Source organism: Myxococcus sp. CA033 (assembly GCF_013336625.1).
Taxonomy (GTDB): Bacteria; Myxococcota; Myxococcia; order Myxococcales; family Myxococcaceae; genus Myxococcus; species Myxococcus llanfairpwllgwyngyllgogerychwyrndrobwllllantysiliogogogochensis.
Window position 1 is genome coordinate 20,155 of record NZ_JABUMU010000010.1, and the last position, 16,330, is coordinate 36,484.

At 68.7% G+C, this 16,330-nt stretch carries 7 protein-coding genes; all 7 read right to left on the minus strand.

Annotation, left to right across the window (positions count from 1 at the left end; genetic code table 11):
* Positions 1-3 precede the first annotated feature (3 nt).
* The 7 genes from HUA78_RS23395 to HUA78_RS23425 all read right to left on the minus strand — a co-directional run bounded on the left by HUA78_RS23395 (position 4) and on the right by HUA78_RS23425 (position 16,113).
* On the minus strand, positions 4-2,733 hold the full coding sequence (locus HUA78_RS23395) for a hypothetical protein (protein ID WP_174460269.1): 2,730 nt from the start codon (positions 2,731-2,733) through the stop codon (positions 4-6).
* 108 nt (positions 2,734-2,841) lie between these two features.
* On the minus strand, positions 2,842-3,660 hold the full coding sequence (locus tag HUA78_RS23400) for a phospholipid scramblase-related protein (RefSeq protein WP_174477189.1): 819 nt from the start codon (positions 3,658-3,660) through the stop codon (positions 2,842-2,844).
* Positions 3,661-3,714: 54 nt separating this feature from the next.
* A complete protein-coding gene (locus tag HUA78_RS23405; protein ID WP_174477190.1) occupies positions 3,715-7,059 on the minus strand; it encodes a carboxypeptidase-like regulatory domain-containing protein in 3,345 nt (1,114 codons plus the stop codon).
* A gap of 59 nt (positions 7,060-7,118) precedes the next feature.
* A complete protein-coding gene (locus HUA78_RS23410) occupies positions 7,119-7,805 on the minus strand; it encodes a 1-acyl-sn-glycerol-3-phosphate acyltransferase (RefSeq protein ID WP_141644511.1) in 687 nt (228 codons plus the stop codon).
* Between the two features lie 111 nt (positions 7,806-7,916).
* Positions 7,917-9,473 (minus strand): cyclic nucleotide-binding domain-containing protein, encoded by a 1,557-nt coding sequence (locus tag HUA78_RS23415; RefSeq protein ID WP_174477191.1) that lies wholly within the window; start codon positions 9,471-9,473, stop codon positions 7,917-7,919.
* Positions 9,474-9,687: 214 nt separating this feature from the next.
* On the minus strand, positions 9,688-12,786 hold the full coding sequence (locus HUA78_RS23420) for a carboxypeptidase-like regulatory domain-containing protein (protein WP_174477192.1): 3,099 nt from the start codon (positions 12,784-12,786) through the stop codon (positions 9,688-9,690).
* Positions 12,787-13,047: 261 nt separating this feature from the next.
* On the minus strand, positions 13,048-16,113 hold the full coding sequence (locus HUA78_RS23425; RefSeq protein WP_174477193.1) for a carboxypeptidase-like regulatory domain-containing protein: 3,066 nt from the start codon (positions 16,111-16,113) through the stop codon (positions 13,048-13,050).
* Between the last annotated feature and the right edge of the window lie 217 nt (positions 16,114-16,330).

The window sequence follows — 16,330 nt, forward strand, 5'->3', positions numbered from 1 at the left end:
GGCTCAGAGGCCCCCGAGCTGCGCGCTCGGATGCGCCGTGCGCAGCTGGACCAGGGATGCGAGACAGCTCTGCCATTCACCCTTCGCCATCGAGCCGGTGAACTCCCCCAGCACGGGCGACACGACGCGGGCGAAGTTCTCGTCATCCAGGCCCAGGTCCCTCACCAGCTCAATCACGCGGCGCTTGGCGACGCTGGCCGACAGGCGCTTCTGCACCTCGCCCTCGCGCGCTTCCTTCGCCCGGCCCGGAGGCAGACCGAAGAGCATCTTGCGCAGGAAGTCCCGCAGCGCCGCGACGTCCGCGAAGCGCTCGCCGCCACCCGCCGACGGAGCCTCCTTCGCGCCCGCCGGCTTCCAGCCCTCCGGCAGGTGCGTGGGACGGTGCTTCTCCCAGAGCAGACGCACTGCGAACAGGCCCACTTCACGGTCCGCGCTCTGCATCAGCCACGCGAGCCGCTCCGCGCCGCCCAGCCGCGCGTAGTGCCGGCGGATGAGCTCCACGGCGACCTCGCGCGTGCTGCGCTTGGTGCTCTCCGTGAGGGAGAAGACCTTCACGGCGTCCAGTTCCTCCGGGTGCAGCACGTAGCGAGCGTCCGCGCCGTCCTCGCCCGCGCGCAACAGCGCGTCATAGGCCAGGTTGCGAATCTCCTTCGCCTCGGCCTCGGCCAGTTCGTACACCCGCGTGTGCCAGCCCCAGGCGCGCAGCTCCGCGCGGGTGATGGCCAGGGCGAAGCGGCGCACGTCGTCGCGCGCGTCGAACAGCGCGGGCCACAGCTTCTCAGGCGTGTACGCCTTGCGAGGCGCCTTCGGCTTGAGCTCGTACGACTTCGACTCCGGCTGCTCCGGGCCGATGACGGGGTGGTGGCAGCGCAGGTACGTCTGGGCGAACGTGCGCACGGGCACCGGCTGCTTGGCCCCCAGCGCCAGCTCGAACAGGCGCTCCAGGCCCGCCGCCGCGTCACCCGTGTCGCTGAAGTCCGCCGGCACCACGTACTCCAGCAGGTAGCGGTGGGCGAAGTCGTGCAGCGTCGGGTCCGCCCGGCGCGCGAGCGCCAGCAGCCAGGGCACCGTGAGCTGCCGCGCGGTGAACAGCTTGCGGTTGCCCAGGATGGCCAGCGCCACTTCCCGGTGCTTCGCGCTGAAGACCAGCCCCTTCACCTTCTCCACGTCCAGCCCGGGCAGGCTGTCCGCGCGCTTCAGCCACGTCGCCATCTGGTCGCCGAAGTTCGGGTTCGCCGCCTTGTCCAGCATCCACTCCGGACCGATGACCGCGGGCGTGTAGGCCGACAGCGCCTTCACCACCAACCCCTCCACCGGGTAGCGCTTCTTCTTCAGGCGCGGGTCCTCGAGCAGCTCCTTCCAGAAGGCCACCGGCATCTCGCCAGCGGCGTACTTGGAGGAGACGAAGCCCTTGGCCCAGTTGAGCTGCTCGGAGGTGCCCAGGTACATGTCCCGCAGGAAGCCCGACGTCAGCTCCGCCCGGTCGAACGACTGCTCCAACGATTTGGCCGCGAAGGCCGCCGTGGACTTGTACGACAACAGCCGCCCCAGCAGCTCCAGCCCCAGCTCGCGCGGGTTGCGCTTCTCCAGCACCGCCGCGGCGAACGACTTCACGTCGCTTTCGCCCTGGGCCACCAGCTCCGCCAGCCGGTCCGCCGCCAGGTCCTGCGCGTGCGCCCGCGCATACTCAATCGCGTACGTGCGCGCCTTGCCACTGGGAGACAAGAGCAACGCGAGCACCGCTTCGTGCAGGCCGAGCGCGCGCAGCTTGCCCTGGTGGAACTCCGGCGAGCCCTGCAGCGTTTCCACGAGGAAGTCGTGCGCGCTGCCCAGCGGCCGGCGGGCGAGCCTGTCCAACCAGGCGGGCGTCACCTTGCGCAGCGCCTCCGGGAAGTCCTTGCGCAGGCCCTGGATGGCGAAGCGGGCGGCCGGGTCCGACAGACACGTGTCCAACAGCCGCATCAGCGCGTCCGGCGAGCGCTTCCACGCGTCGGGGAACGCGCGGTGCTTCAGCGTGTCGTTCGGCGGCTGGATGGGGAAGGCGCTGGCGGTGTAGTTGCCGCTTTCAGTGGCCCAGATGTGGTGGGCCACCCAGACGGAGTGCCAGGACGTGTCCTCGTCGTAGTGACGCAGCACCTCCACGGCGAACTGCGGGTACAGCTCCGGGACGGCGGCGCCCAGGTGGCGCAGGTAGCGCCACGCGCGGCGGCGCAGGTACTGGAGCGTGCCGCCGGAGACCTCGTGCCGGTACGACTGGCGGCGCTCCACGTCGAAGCGCCAGGCGAGCACGCCGAACAGCTCCGCGTCGTGGTTGGCCTCGGCCAGCTTGTAGATGCGCTTGAGGCCGCCCCACAGGCCGAACTTCAAGTCCGCCTTGCGCGCCAGCTCCAGGATGATGGCGCGGGAGGCGTCGGTGTTCTTCGCGTAGAGCGAGACGAGCAGGTCCGCCAGCGCGAGCCGCGCGGGCTGGGGCACGTCCTTCTGCGCCTTGAAGCGCTGCCACGCCTCGGAGGAGGCCTCGCGGCGGCTCTCGGAGCTGTACCGGGCCTGTGCCTGGGAGAGCGAGCGCAGCAGCTTCTCGAAGGTGAAGGCGTCCTTGGGCGGGGCCTTGCCTTCCTCGGGCTCCGGCTCCGACTGCTCGAGGAGGGCGAGCACGGCATCGGCCAGGTCCGGCGACTCCGCCTGGGCCAACCGCTCGAGGTCTGCTGCGTTCAGCGCATCGCTCGTCGACATGGGCCTGGGGACTTACCACAAGCCGACTGCCTGGACAGCGGGGGAGCGATGGGGTCCGGGAGTTCTCGGTTTCGGCTGTTCCGCGAGGCCACCGAGCCTGGCGCCCGGCTACGAGCCCAGGTCCACGCCCCCGCCGGAGCTGTTCTTCCGGTTGTCGAAGTACGTCAGGTCCACGAGCAGCGCGGCGGCCAGCACCATTTGACGCAGCCTGCCGTCGTTGCACGCGGGCTGGAAGTCCAGGCTGAAGTTGTCCGCGTCGCTGAAGGTCTCCTGCAAAAGTCCGCTCCATCTCTTGCGGATGACGGCGACCTCTTCACCCCGCTGGAGGATGCGGAACGTCCAGGGTTTGAAGAAGGGCCCCTCCACGGTGGCCATCACCACGCCCGCGGGCGAGAGGAGGTCGAACCGGCGGCTGAAGAAGCGGAAGCGCTGGACGATGGTGCCCATGGGCCGGTCGTCCCACGCCATCACCTCCGCTCGCGCGAAGAAGATGTGCCAGGGCAGCTCCACCGCCAGGGCCAGCGTGCCGCCCACCGTCATGCACTCCAGCCGCGCGCGGTAGAAGGGCCAGAAGTTGCGCAGGAGCTGTGACGCCCAGCCATCGCCCGTCTCGCCCACGTACACGGTGTCGCGGCCCTCCGCGTCGCAGACCTCGTAGCGGTTCTTCCCCTCCCAGCCGATGAGGATTTCGAGCGCCTCCCGGAACTGGCGCATGCGCACCTGGGCCGCCGTCAGCACGGCCTCCAACGACAGGCGCAGCTCCACGCTCATGTAGCGCGGGTCTCCCGGAGGGCCCTTTCCGGCGAGCATCTCCTGGGGCGGGTCTTCCTGGGGAACACCCTGCTCGTCGGCCGTGGGACGCGGCGCGCGTGCGCCCCAGTCCAGCTCCAGCTCCGCGTCGTTTCCCGCCCAAGGCTTGTTGCCCATGTCGCGGAGCCTTAAGTGGCGCCCTCGCGGGATGCAAACGGGGCGCTTCGGACCTCAGGGGTCGCTGCTCGACAGGGGAAGCCAGGTGGGCTGGATGTCCGGAGTGACGACCCCCTGCGCGGGGAGGTCCACCTCCGCGCGGTGTATCACCCAGTGCGGGGCCAGGTGGTTTCTGCCCATCAGGACGTAGGTGTAGCGGCCCGCGGGCAGGTGCTCGAACGTGGAGGTGGTGTCCGACGCGGTGGGAATCCCCAGCGTCTCCGCGAGGTGCTCCAGTTCTTCCCAACTGCTTGGGGCCGGCACGGTGCCGGCGAACAGGTGGTAGCGGAGGACCGTCACGGCATGCGTCGGGTTGGTGGCGAGGGGCGAAGGTCGCAGCTTCAGCGTGGCGCCGCCGTCCAGCTCCTGGAGGTGGAGCACCTTGCGCTCGCCCGGCCCCAGCTTCACGCGCAGGGGCATGAAGCGGACGGTGTCTCCCTGCTGCGTCGTCGTCTCCCGGGCGATGAGGGTGTATTCCCCGGGCGCCAGTCCCGTCGCGTGGAAGTCGCCGCCGTCCTCCTCCAACATGACGGCCTCCGCGCCAGCCGGAGACAGGGGATGCAGGTAGAGGAAGGTGCTCACGGGCCGGCCCTCGCGGTCCTTCACCGTGCCATCCAGCCGGGCGCCCGTGGACACGCGCAGCTCCAGCGTCGTCTCTCCCGGGCCCACCTGCCGGCTCAGTGGCAGGTAGTCCGGATGGGAGGCCTCCAGGCGGAAGGATGCGCCCGACTCCATGGGAGGCAGCTCGAAGGCGCCATCGGCGGCGGTGCGCGCGTGCGCCAGGGATTGCTCCTCTGGGGCCTCCTCCCCCGCGGACGGGGTGAGGGGGAGGTACGCCTGCACTTCCACGCCGACCACTGGTGCGGACGTCGCCGCGTCCAGCACCCGGCCGCGCAGCCGACGCCCCGCCTTGAGGACCACGTCACCCAGGTCCGTGTCCTGGCCCGGCTCCACGTGGACCTCCCGCAGCACGCGCGCGAGGCCCGGCGCCTCCAGCGTCAACCACGTGCGGCCCGGCTCCTCCACGGGGATGTGGAAGGTGCCGTCCGGCTCGCGAAAGAACTCCTCGTTGACCTCGAAGCGGGTGATGGGCGTGCGGTCCTCGCGCACCAGCCGGCCCCGGATGCCCCCCTGATAGCGCAGCACCAGCTTCACGTTCGTCGACCCGGCCGCCGCGATGACCTGGGGAGTTCGCGAGCGGGCCGACTCGTCTCCCTGAAGCGGCTCCGCTATCAACTGATAGCCCTCCTTCCTGACGCTGAGCCTGCACGGGGTCGGCGACAGGTGTTCGAGCGTGAAGCGGCCCTGCTCATCCGTGATGGCGCTGGAGGCGTCATGGAAGGGAGAGCGGCCGTGGTGGAAGAATCGCGGGCGAGCGCCATCCTCGCTGGGGACGTAGGCGTGAATCTCCGCGCCGGGCATCGGCTTGCCGGCTTCGTCCACGACGAGCCCCGACAGCGACAGCCCCGGCTCCAGTCGCAGCGTCACCGTCTTCGTCTCCGCGCCCACGAGCACGACGGAGAGCGAGGCGCGGGGCGGGCCGCCCCGGTTGCGGATGGCCCGGAGGGAGTACCGGCCCGGAGCCATTCCCCGCAGGTTGAAGGCGCCCCGCGCGTCGGTCACGGCCTCGGTGGTGGGGGCGGAGTCCTTGCCGTCTTCCACCAGGGAGACCTGGATGGCGGGCAGCGGAGCGCCGTCGGTGGTCTCCACGGTGCCCTCCACGCTCGCGCCGCGTTTCATGACCAGGCGCACGTCCTGGGAGGGCACCTGGGCCTGCTGCCACTCCGTGTCCAGGAAGCCCAGGGCCTGCGCCTTGAGGCGGTGGAGTCCCGGCTCGGCCAGGTTGTGCACGAAGCGCCCATTCTCGTCAGTCGACGTGTAGACGCTCTCCGCGTTGTTGAAGGGGTCGTCCACGTCCCCTGCCTCGAAGGAGGCGGGCGTGCCGTCGCGCCGGAGCTTCGAGTCGTGGCGCGACGGCATGGCGATGACCTCCGCCTCCGTCAGCGGGTTGCCCTCCGTGTCGGTGACGAGCCCCTCCATGACGAACGCGCGCTTCAGGGTGAAGTCCAGGGGCGCCAGCGTCGCCGTCACCACCACGTCGCTCACCGAGAGGAACTGGTGACCCACGGCGGACACCGTGAAGTCGTTGTGGCCCAGCGTCGCCGAGTTGAACACGAAGCGCCCATCCGCCTCCGTCGTGACATCGGTGCTCGTGGACACGTCGCCGTGGGTGTTCAGCGTCACCAGCGCGTCCGGGATGGGCTGTCCCGCCTCGTCGCGCACCTGGCCCACCACCTTGACGACGGTGCCCAGATGCAGCGTCACCTCCACGTCGGCTTGCTCCTCCGCGAGCGTGGTCTCCGTCTCTCCCTGCTGGTCGCCCCGCCGCGCCCGTAGCACGTAGCTGCCCGGCGCCATGTCCTCCAGGATGAAGCGCCCGTCCGCGTCGGTGATGGAAGTGAGGGGGTCCTCGGAGTCGCTCTCGGGCTCGTAGTCGGAATCGTGGGCGCGGACCTGGACCCCCGGGACGGGACGTTCGTCCAGGAGCACCTGACCCAGGATGCGCCGGGGCCGGTGCAGCACCAGGTCCTCGGCCGAAAGCTCCTCCGGAACGAGGTTCGTCTGGTGCGCGGTCAAGAACCCCGGACTGGAGACGACCAGCGCGTAGTCGCCCTCGGGCAGCGGTCCGATGCGGAAGCGGCCCTCCGCGTCGGTGCGGGTCTCGAAGTAGCGCGAGTGCTCGGCGTGGAAGAGCGTCACGCTGGCATCCACCACGGGCCTCACGGCCTCGTCCACGACGCGGCTGGAGAACACGGCGCTCGGCTGGAGGACCAGCTCCACGTCCTGCGCGTGGGTCTCCACGTCCAGCTCCAGCGCGGAGCCCTGGGGCCCCACGGCCCACAGCGCGACGCTGCCCTCGGGCAGTCCCTCCAGCACGAAGGTGCCGTCCTGGGCCGTGGTGGCGCGCGTCAGCAGGGGGGCCGTGCCCCGGCCTTCGTCGATGAGTCCTCGCAAGTCATGCAGGGCCCTCGGGTCCTCGCAGGCGGAGGAGGACAGGGGCGTCTCGACATCCTTGCCGCAGGGGAGGCCGGACAGGGACTCGCCGGGCAGGGCCCGCGACGCGGAGACCTCCACCCCCTGGGCGGGCGCTCCGTCCTCGGTGAGCACGCGGCCTCGGAGGGACAGCGAGCCGCGCGGCGGAGGCGTGGGTTCGCTGGGGCCGGGCAGCTCCCGGGAGGAGGGCTTGGAGACGGTGGGCGTGGCGTCGCCATCGTCGGGGGCGCGGAAGGTGACGACGGCGATGACCGAACTCAGGCCAATCACCCCGAGCATGAGCGCCACCACGGCTGGCCTTCGCATGGTCCCCTCCCGTCGGGGGCCCACGCTAGCAGGGCGCTCGGGGCGAAGTCGCCGGGGGCTCAGGCGCGAGCGGGGAGCGACTCCAGGCGGGCCTTCTCCGCGACGATGAGGTCCCGGACGTGGTCGCGCAGGACGGCGACGTCGTCGAAGCCGCTGACGTCCACCGGGGGCATGACCTGGACGTGGCAGTGGGCGGAGGTCTGCATCACCAGTCCATGCTTGGGCAGGACGCGCGCCGTGCCGGTGAGGACGATGGGGATGATGGGGCAGCGCATCTTCAGGGCGAGCGCGAAGGCGCCATCCTTGAAGGGCTTGAGCTGGCCGTCCGCGGAGCGCGTGCCCTCCGGGAACATGAGGATGGGGACGCCGCGCTCCAGCCAGCGCTCACTCAGCCGCATCATCTTGATGATGCTCGGCTTGTCGCCGCGCACCAGGGGCACGTAGCGGTTGAGGCTCATGTTCCAGCCGATGAGCGGCAGCCGGAAGTTGGCCTGCTTGGAGACCCACTTGAAGGGGCGGTACAGGCCGAAGAGGACGAGGATGTCGCCGAGCGACTCGTGGTTGGACACGAGCACGGCGGGCCCGTGCCACGGCAGGTGCTCGCGGCCGTCCACCCGCAGGTGCCACAGCGGGTTGACGTAGAAATACAGCTGCGCCCAGAAGCACGAGTACAGGTGCAGCACCCGGCCGTTGCGGTCGAACGGCGTGGTGACAGCCCACACCACGATGGCACCCAGGAAGAGCACCAGGCTGGAGAGCGCGAGGAACGTCCAGAAGAGGATGGAGAACAGGAGTCGAATGGCGCCCGCAGTGTGCCACAGGCCCGCGAGCGGAGGGCAAGGGAGTTGGGAGAGGTGTCACGCCCGCACGTGGATGGCCACTGGCGCGGCGGGGAGCGGCAGGTGCGTCGGAAAATCAGAAGCGAGCTGATACTCCGATGACGCCAGTCGTGGCAGCACGACGAGCCGCGTGGCTTCGAGCGCCACCAGGGGCAGCGGCCGCTCCACTTCCAGGAACAGGACGCCTCGCGCCGTCAGCCGGGGTGGCGCGTGGGTCAACTCCACCGCGCCCGCCACCATGAACAGATGGGAGCCCGGCGCCATCAGCAGCTCCTGTCCTGGCGCGAGGACATGCTCCTCTCCGCGCAGCAGCCACGCGCGTCGCTCCTTCCGGGCCAGGTGCGCATAGCGGCGCTGCCCCCGCAGCATGTCGTCGAAGAGGCGCTCCGCCAGGGTGCCCCAGACCTTCCTGCACAGGCCCGCGTCCTGCTCCAACAGCAGACGCAGCGCGGCGCCTGGAATCCGCACCACGGTGGAGGTCGCCGCCGTGCGCACCGTCGCGGAGCGCCGACCTCCCACGAGCGTGGAGAGCTCCCCGAACACCGTGCCGCTGCCGAGCTGATTCACCAGGTCTTCATCGGTGCCGTTCCGGGCGAGCACATACGCCGCGCCCCGTGCGAGCAGGTACAGCTCGTCGCTCACTTCACCCTGGCGGAAGACATCGTGGCCCGCGGGAAGCTCCTGTATCTGGGCCCGCGCGGCGAGCGCCTTCAGTGCGCGCGTGTCGAAGTGGGCGAACAGCGGCGACGACTTGAGCTGCCGCGCCACCTTCCCGCGCAGCAGGCGGGAGCCTCCTGGCAGCCGGTACGCCCACTTCATCGCCGTCTCCACGGGCTTGCGCAGGCCGCGCCCGCACATGACGCGCAGCACACCGACGATGTTGGCCCGAGTCACCGGAGCGAGCGTCAACAGCCCGTGCCCCTGCGCGTAGCCGGGGTTGGCTTCGATGAAGTAGCGCGCGGAGAGCTTGTCGCACTGTCGCCAGTAGTCGCGCTCCACCTCGGAGTCGCGGGTGCACCAGCCCACCTGTCGCAAGAGCGGGTTCGTCGGGTCCACGCGGGCGAGCCCGAACTCCGAGCCGAGCTCGTCGAGGAAGGCGCGCAGTGGGGAGGGAATGGGCTGCTCGCGGCGAGGCCACAGCTCGGTGCAGTACTTGGCGAACAGGGCGTAGCTGGAGGGGTGGACCAGCGCGCCCAGGTAGTACGCGGGACGGCCCGGGTGGCGCAGCAGGTACTTCAGCATGTGGAACAGCCCGAAGCGCGTGTTGGTGTTGCCGCCCCGGTACGCGCGCAGCGAGCCGGCTTCCGCGCGGAACACCGCCGTCGTCACGCCGCCCAGCTGCTTCTCGAAGACGTGCAACGCGAAGTAGCCGACGAGCGCGCCCTCTTCGTTGCGGTGGAGCTGAATCCAGGTGTGCTCGGCGGTGGACTCCACCACGTACCTGGCGAAGCCCTCTTTCGTGACGCCCTCGAAGATTTCTTGATGCACGGCGTAGAGCGCGTCCGTCAGGTGTCGTCGCTGCTCTGCGGACAGGGACTGGGGGATGACGACCTCGGTGCTCGCAATGCGGGACATGGTGGAGCGGTTCTCCGTTCTTCTGGCGGCGGGCCTGCGCGGCGCCGTTGCCAAGTAAGTCCGGACATGACGAGCGAGGATGCCCACCAGGGGTGGATGCCGAGTCCTCAACGTCGACCGCGTTTCAGGGCACGTGCGCGCGTTCGAAGATGATGCGAGCCCTTGTACGAAGGTCTTGCTCGCGTCCACGCACGGGTGAGCGCGGGCAGGGCGCTTACGGCCGGATGGCCTGCCAGATGGGCGTCACGTCGCGCACCACCGTGCCCGCCTCGGGAATGTCGATGACCTCGCGATAGATGCCCCTCCGGTCGTTCGTCACGAGGAAGAGCGTCGCCTTGCCCGGCGGAAGGTTCCGGAAGGTCATCGTTCCCTTCTTGCTGCCTTCGTGAGGTAGCGAGCGTTCACGCAGTTCGACGATGTCGCGAGTGAAGACCAGGAGAGGGACCTCGCCTGCGATCAGGGCCGTCACGCGGCGGGAAGGGCCGCTCACGCGCAGCTCCAGGGTGGCGCCCGCGGAGCGGGCCTTTAAGGTGACGGAAACGTCGCCGCTCGAGGGAATCTGGACGTGTTGGGGCGAGTAGGTCTCGAAACTTCCTTCATGGGGGCTGGCTCGCGCCTGGTAGTCGCCTGGCGGGAGGTCTCGCACGACGACGCGCGGACCGTCTGGTGAGACTTCGACCCTCGTTCGGGACAGGCCCCTGTCTTCGCGGTCCAGGAAGACGGAAGCCCGCGCGGGCTGGCCCTGTGCGTCCAGGACGGAGACCTCCACCCGGGCGCCTTTATCGAGGAGCACCGTGAGGCCTTCCTGGGGGCCCGGGGCGAGCGTCAGCCGCTTCGTGGGGTACCCTTCAGCCATGACATCCAGCGTGGTGGAACGCTCGTCCACGTGAGGGATGGAGAAGGAACCATCCGGCGGCGTGAGCTCCTGGGTCCAGTGAGGCTCCAGTGGATCTCCGTGCAATGCCTCCGGGTTGATGAAGAGCATGGCGCGCGCCACCGGAGCGGAGGTCTCCGCGTCCAGCACGTGTCCGGCAACCCTGCGTCCTGGAGTCAGCCGGACTTCGCCCAGGTCCACCACCTCCGCGTCGTGATGCACCTCGACCTGTCGGACCACGGGCGCCAGGTTTTTCGCCTGGAGCACGACAGTCCACGAACCCGCGTGCTCCACGTTCAGGGAGAACTCGCCGCGGGGATGCTCCACGGTGCGCCCCCCGAGTTGGAAGCGGGTGAGGGGCTTGCCGTTGGGACCCACCACGCGGCCCTGGATGCGTCCCTGTCGCGACATGACCAGGCGGACAGGCGGTCCTCCCTCTTGGGCATGAAGTGAATCCAGGCCGGGCTGGCCTCCCGTGGAAAGGGCGGGCACGAGGTGAAAGGCCTCCTTCGTCACGCTCAGCTCCACCTCCCGGTTCGGCAGATTCCGTAGCGTGAAGCGACCATCTGACTGGGTGCGAGTGAAGGGGTCCCTGGACGAGCGGTAATGGCCCGCTCGCCACGTGGGGGTGGCATCAGGAGGTTCATGGATGAAGACCCCGGCACCAGAGAGGGGTTGTCCCCCGAGGTCCTCGACTCGGCCGGACAACGTCCAGCCGGCCGCGAGGCGCAAATCCACGTGGGCCTCTTGTTGGTCGCGCAGTTCCAGGGGCTGGGTGGCGAAGCGCTCCACGGCTCCGGATTCGTGGGCGGCTTCGAGCATGAACCGACCCCGCTTCAATCCCCCGAACGCATAGCGGCCTTGCGAGTCCGTCCAGGTCTTGCTCACCGCGTTGTCCATCCATGGATTGCTCGCCAGGTCTTCCTTGGGAGGCACGGCCAACAAGCGCACGGGGAGCCCGGGCATGGGCGTGTCCAGCTCATCGAAGACCGTGCCGGAGACCGTGGCTCCCCGTTTCAAGACCCAGTGGACCTCCGCATCCGGGGCCCGGACCTGGAGTTCTTCCTGCCGGAAGAGAGGGTCCTTCGTGAGCTTCAGGAGGAAGGTTCCTGACTCGGGGAAGTTCAGGTGGAAACGGCCCTGCTCATCCGACAAGGCCTCGTAGGGCGCGAGGCGTCGTGCGTCGTCGGTCTTGGAGAAACGAGGGTTGTCGACCGTGATGAGCGCGCCTGGCACGGGCCGACCTGCTTCATCGACGAGGACCCCGTCGACCCAGAGTGGAGTGCGCAGGGTGAAGTCGAGCCGCTGCGTGCCGGGGGCCAGCTTCTGGAGGGATGCCCTGGCTCGAAAATGGCGAGGAGCGGTGACGTCGAGGTCGTGGGGGATGGGGGGCAGCGGGCCGAGCCGGTAGTGGCCCGTGGCATCCGTGGTGACCTCCGTGCGCCACTGGAGCCTGGCACGCTCCAGGAGGGTGATGGTGGCGCCCTCGATGAAGGCTCCAGACTCGTCGCACACGGTCCCCTCCAGGAGGGTCGCGCGATTCAACTCCAGGATGACCTCGGACGCGGGGGCGTGGGTCATCACGTCGACCTGGGTCCTGGCGTGGAACTCGTCCCGGCTGGCATCGAGCTGGAACAGATGCGAGGGGAGTGCCTCGAAGGCGAAGCGTCCCTGGGCGTCCGTGGTGTCTTCGGTCCCGGGACCATGCCCCGTGCTGGTGAGGTCCCGCAGAAGGACTGTCGCGTTGGGGACAGGGGCTCCCTGGAGCATCACGCGGCCGACGACGCGTCTGGGCCGCAGGAGTTTAACGCGCATCTCCATCCGCGGGCTTTCAAGGGAGGGAAGCCAGCCGTCCTTGGCGAAGGCGAGGACATAATCGTCTCCGATGGGGAGGGGCCCGATGCGATAGCGCCCGCCCGTGTCCGTTTCCCCGTCGAAGAAACGCGTGGAACCCTGATGCACGACGGTCACCTGGACCTGGGCCAGGGGCGCGAGGTCCTCGTCGATGACCTGTCCCTCCAGGAACACGCCTTCCTCGAGCCGGAGCCGGAGCCCCTGTGTTCCCGCTGGGACATCCGGTTGCAGACGCGCTTCTCGCGAGCCGATGGCCCAGAGTGTGAAATCTCCCTCGGGGAGGTTGTCGAGGATGAAGCGACCGTCCTCCGCGGTAAAGGTCTCCGCGTACATGGGAGCTTCTCCCTGGCGCGAGAGGAGCAGCTCCAGGGTGGGGCCCGGGTCCGTGAGGAAACACAGCGGAAATCGGTCACGGTCTCCGCGACGGTGAGGCAGCACCTGCTCACAGGTCAGCTCGGAGAGTGTTTGACCTGCCTCGGGATGCGTGGCCGTGACGCGGACTCCGGCGAGCGGGCCTTCATCTCCGAGCACGACGCCCTGGATGCTCAGCGTGCCTTTGGGACGTGGCGCGGGGGGCGGGAGCACGAAGCCCGTTCCCGTTCGAGGCGCGAGTGCTCGCTGGGTGGCTGTAGGCGCTTCGGGCTTTTGGGGAAGAAGCCCACCCAGGATGCCCGCCAGCACGAGAACTCCGATTGCGACCATCACCCGTCGCTGCACCCGCATACCGCCTCCGCTCGCCACGCTCGCGAATTCAGCCGCGGCTGTGTCCGGGGCACTGACACCCAGGCTGGGATTTGGTTCGCGCGGTGATGGCTTTGTCGCGAGACGTGCGCGTATGCGGGGCGCTTACGGCCTGAGGGCCTGCCAGACGGGCGTCACGTCGCGCACCACCGTGCCCGCTTCGGGAATGTCGATGAGTTCCCAATGGATGTAATCCTGGTTCGGCCTCATCAGGACGAGCGTCACCTTGCCAGGAGGCAGGTCTCGAAAAATCCTGGCTCCGGCGTCGCTGGGCTTGCTGTGCAGTCCGCGGCTTTCCAACTCACTGACGTCACCGGCGCTCTTCGGCGGAGGGATTTCACCCGCGAGGAGGATGGGGCTCAGGTTGTCATCGGTCTTCACCCTCAGCTTCAAGGCAGCCCCTTCGGGCTGGGCCTTCAGGGTGATGGCCACCCTCCCGCTCGCAGGAATCTGGACGCGTTGGGGCGCGTAGGTGGCGGGGCGCTCGAAGGGAGAGATGGCTCGCACCTGGTAGTCGCCGGGCCCCAGGTCTCGCACGACGTACTGGCCGCTCTCAGGGACGAGGATGGGGTCAGCGGCCATGGCCTCGCCATCGCGGTCCAAGTAGACGGTGGCGTCAGTGGGCTGCCCCCGCGCATCCACGACGGAGAATGCCACGCTCGCACCTCGCTCGAGGAGCACCGTGAGACCTTCATGAGGACCGGGTGCCAGCGTCAGTTGCTTCAATGGGTAGCCAGGGGCTTCGACGAACAGCGTGAGGAGCTGCTCCTCCACGTTGGGAAACGAGAAGGAGCCATCCCGACTCGTCGTCACATGCCTCCCGAGCCGTTTGAGTGGCTCTCCGCGCATCTGGCCTGGAGCGACGCGAAGGCTGGCGCCCTCGACGGGGGCGGATGTTTCCGCGTCCAGCACGCGCCCAGCCACCTGTCGTCCGGGACTCATCCGCAGCTCGCCCAGGTCCACGACTTCAGACCCGTCATGCAGCTCGACGCCGCGAGACACCGGCGCCATTCCCCGTGCGCTGATGTTGATGCGGAGCGAGCCCGGACCGTCCACGTCCACGGAGAACTCGCCGCGTGGGTGCTTGACCTCCCAGGGCATTGTGAAGTGCGTGATGGGCTTTCCGTCGGGGCCCACGACGCGCCCCACGACGCGCCCCTCCCTCTTCATGACCAGACGCACCTGGGTGTCACCCTCGCGCACGAGAAAATCCCCGAAGTCGTGGTGACCACCCGTGGAGAGGTGGGGTGCGAAGCGGAAGCCCGTACTCCATACGCCCAGCTCCAATTCCGGGTGCTGGAGGTACCGCAGCGTGAAGCGCCCATCGGCCCCCGTGCTAGCGGCGGGCGGCTCGCCACAGCTCCTCCGGCGACGTCGCCACTCAGGCACCTGCTTCGAGGTCTCGAAGATGCCGACCGCGGCATCCGTGATGGGCTGGCCGGCGGTGTCCTCGACGATTCCCGACAGCATCCAACCCGCCACCAGTCGCAGGTCCACTTTCGCTTCTTCCTGGTCGCGCAACTCCACCGACTGGGAAGCGCTGCGCTCCAGGGCTTTGGATTCGTGGAGAGCTTCGAGCATGTACCGCCCCGACTTGAGTCCGCCGAGCGTGTAATGACCTTGTGGGTCCGTCGTGGTTTCGCTCACCGGGAACGCATCGGATTCCTTGCTCCACAGGCTCACCCTGACCTTGGGCAAGGGCGTTCCCAGTTCATCCCAGACCGTCCCCGAAACACTCGCCCCCTGTTTCAGGACCCAACGGACATTCGTGTCGGGAGCCTGGACCTGGAGGTGGTCCTCCACGAAGCGCTTTGACCGAGACTTCAGGGTGAAGGTGCCAGGCCGGGCGAAGTCCAGGTGGAACCGTCCCTCTTCATCCGACCGGGTCTGGAGGCTGCCGATGGCGAGTGATTCATCGACGGGCTCTTGCTCCTCCTCGTGAAGCTCGATGCTGACGTCTGGAATCGGGCGGTCTGCCTCATCGAGGACGACGCCATCGACCCAGACGGCGGTGCGGAGCGTGAAGTCGAGTTGCTTCGTGCTGGGACCCGGCTCGGGGATGGCTTGCTTGATGCGGAAGTAGCGACTCGCCTGAACCTCGACCTCATGGGGCCTGAGGGGCAGAGGGCCCGTCCGATAGTGGCCCGCGGCGTCGGTCCTTGCGCTCGCTGCTTCGTGCTGATTGACGCCACGGACGGAGATGGTGGCTCCTTCGATGCCAGCTCCAGCCTCGTCCCGCACGCTTCCGTCGAGAAGCGCCGCACTGCCCAGCTCCAGGGTGACCTCGGACGAGGTCCCGGGGACCGTCAAGTCGACCTCGGCCAGTGCGTGTTGCTCGCTCTGGCTGGCACTGAGCTGAAAGGAACGGGGAGGGAGAGCCTCGAAGGTGAAGCGCCCCTGTTTGTCCGTGATGCGCATCGCGGAGGGCGGGCTCCTGTACCACCGCAGGGTTACGTCATGCAGGGAGACCGTCACGTCGGGGACGGGTGAGCCCTGGCTCAACACCTGGCCGGTGATGCGCCTGGGGCGATGGAGTGTCAGGGGCTCCGAGAGTTCCTGGCTCACCAACGTGGGAAGCCAGCCGTCTTTCGCGAAGGAGAGGGCATATCTTCCGGAAGGAAGCGGACCGATGCGGAAGCTGCCGTCCGTTCCCGTTTCCCCGTCGAAGAAGCGGGTGAAGCCTTGATGCACGGCCATCACCCGGACCTGGGCCAGGGCCGCGAGGTCCTCGTCAATGACCTGTCCCTCCAGGAACAAGGCTTCTTCGAGCCGGAGCTGAAGTCCCTCCGTGCCCGCTGCGACTTCCTGCTGGATTCGTGCGGCGCGCGCTCCGATGGCCCAGAGGGTGAAGCGACCTTCGGGCAGGCTGTCGAGGGTGAAGCGACCCTCTTCCCCGGTGAGTGCCTCCGCGTACACGGGTGCCTCGCCCTGGCGTGAGAGGAGCAACTCCAGCGTGGTGTCTATCTCATCGAAGAAGCACTCTGAAAACTTCGAATGACTCCCGCCGGTGTAACTCCGCAGCACCTGCGAGCAGGGCAGCTCGGAGAGTGTATGACCTGCCTCGGGACGCGTGGCCGTGACGCGGACTCCGGCGAGCGGGCCTTCATCTCCGTGTACGACGCCCTGGATGCTCAGCGTGCCTTCGGGACGCGGCGCGGGAGGAGGCAGCACGATGCCCGTTCCCGTTCGAGGTGCGGATGCGCGAGGCGCAGAGGTGGCGGTAGGGGCTCCGGGCTTGAGGAGGAGAAGTCCACCCAGGATGCCCATCAGGGCGAGAACTCCGAATGCGCTCGTTGCCCGTCGCTGCACCCGCATGCCGCCTCCGCTCGCCACGCCCGCGAATGCAGCCGCGGCTGTGTCCGGGGCACTGACACCTGGGCTGGGATTT